Origin of the sequence: Bacillus hominis, assembly GCF_018332515.1 — a bacterium.
Classification (GTDB): Bacteria; Bacillota; Bacilli; order Bacillales; family Bacillaceae_G; genus Bacillus_A; species Bacillus_A hominis.
This window is the reverse complement of sequence record NZ_BOQD01000575.1, coordinates 1-1,850: the sequence shown is the minus strand read 5'-3', so window position 1 is coordinate 1,850 and position 1,850 is coordinate 1. Positions and strand designations below refer to the sequence as shown.

At 30.5% G+C, this 1,850-nt stretch carries 3 protein-coding genes; 2 read left to right on the top strand and 1 reads right to left on the bottom strand.

Annotated features, from left to right (window positions below; all coding sequences use genetic code 11):
* Both KI356_RS27435 and KI356_RS27430 read left to right on the top strand, forming a co-directional pair.
* Positions 1–702 (top strand): energy-coupling factor transporter transmembrane component T family protein (locus KI356_RS27435; protein ID WP_212937034.1); only part of this gene is annotated, 702 nt, incomplete at its 5' end.
* A 135-nt stretch (positions 703–837) separates the two neighbouring features.
* Positions 838–936 (top strand): YjcZ family sporulation protein, encoded by a 99-nt coding sequence (locus tag KI356_RS27430; RefSeq protein WP_000007808.1) that lies wholly within the window; start codon positions 838–840, stop codon positions 934–936.
* A gap of 104 nt (positions 937–1,040) precedes the next feature.
* On the opposite strand, the gene KI356_RS27425 is transcribed toward KI356_RS27430, so the two are convergent.
* On the bottom strand, positions 1,041–1,850 hold an 810-nt coding region (locus KI356_RS27425), incomplete at its 5' end, for an ATP-binding protein (RefSeq protein ID WP_212937033.1).

Below are 1,850 nucleotides of genomic sequence, written 5' to 3'. Positions count from 1 at the left end.
TTGCTAATTTTATTTATTATTGGATGTATTGGCCTCTTAATTGCAAAAATTCAATTGCGTAAAATTATAGCTATTTTCAGCGTTATATTTACATTTAGTTTATTAAATTCCGTTATGATTCTTTTCATTACGCCCACCCATGGATCGGAATTAACGGGAACGTATACCTCTTTTTTTCATATAGGTTATGCAACAATTACATATGAAACCTTATTTTATGCAGCTACACTTTCATTGAAATATTTTACGTTATTACCATTTACACTTCTTTTTATTTATACAATTCATCCAAGTGAATTTGTAAGCAGCTTAAATAAATTTGCTGTTCCTTATAAAATTACATATGCAATAAATATTGCACTGCGTTATATACCAAGTATTCAATCCGAATATATTATCATTAGACACGCACAGGAAGCAAGAGGCGTACCTTTTGAAAAAGGAGAAGCGAGTTTGTGGATTCGTATGAAAAACCGTGTTTTAATTTTTTGGCCACTTATTATTCATTCATTAGAAAGAATTGATACTGTTTCAAATGCAATGGATTTAAGAGGGTTTGGAAAGAAAGATAAACGAACGTGGTACTATGCAAAGGACGCACAAAAGGAAGATTACATCACACTTTTTGTTGGTATTATCATTTTGATTATTGCAGTTTACTTAAAGCTGAATGTATTCCGAAGTTTCTGGTATCCATTTTAAAGCACTCTCAATAGAGTGCTTTTACTAATTTTTATGAAGACATGCTCAAAAAAGGGAGATACACATACTGTATAATTCGAACCAGTTAAAATGATCAACTACCTATTAGTTTTCAAACCAAAAGGAGGAGAAAATATGAGTTTCGGTGGTTCTTGTGGTTTTGGTGGAGGTTTCGCATTATTAGTTGTGTTATTTATTTTATTAATTATTGTTGGATGTAGCTGTTGGAGCTAAGGGTACTACTTTCTAATTAGTCTCTACAAAATGTAAACTTTAAAAAACATAGCAGATACTTTTTGTATCGAAATAAATGAAAAAGGAGCTTAATAGCTCCTTTTTCATTTATTATACGAAATCTCCTCATTACTGCATTTAGGTAATGTGATAGTTAAAGTAGTTCCTTTATTTATAACACTTCGGATTTTCAATGTGCCTCGCATCGTTTCGATAATTTTTACAGCAACCATCGTTCCTAAACCCGTACCTTTCGTTTTTGTACTAAAATATGGTTCGCCAAATCGATTAATTTGCTCTTGTGACATTCCAATTCCACTATCTTGAATCCGTATTATGACCTTATTATTACTAACAGTTGCAGAAATAATTAGATTACCGCCACTTGGCATTGCTTCTATACTGTTTTTTATTAAATTTAAAAAACATTGATGGAAGTGCTGTGTATTACCAATAATTGTTCCCTCTGAGAACTCTTTTGTAATATTAATATTATTCATGTTACAAAAAGGCAATATCATATTAATAACTCGATTTAACTCGTGCTCCACTGAAATATGATTTAGTTTTTCTGAAGCCGGTTTGGCAAAAGTTAAGTAATCATCAATAATTGCTTGTGCACGATTTAACTCTTCAAGAATATGTTGAATATACTCATCTCTGGATTGTTGAGTTATATTGGGTGTTTTTAAAAGTTGTGTAAATCCTTTTACAACAGTCAATGGATTCCTGACTTCATGTGAAATACTTGCAGCGAGCTGGCTGACAATCTCCATTTTTTCAACTTTTATTAATTTTGATCGCATGAATATTGCATCTTTTAAAACTTCATTAAAATAGATCATAAATAATATTAAAATAGTTGGTAATAGAATGAAATAAATAATGTACAAATTATTCACTTCAAAATCTGA

Coding starts and splice junctions, on each gene's coding strand:
- KI356_RS27430 (WP_000007808.1), top strand. CDS start 838: ATGAGTTTCGGTGGTTCTTGTGGTTTTGGTGGAGGTTTCGCATTATTA.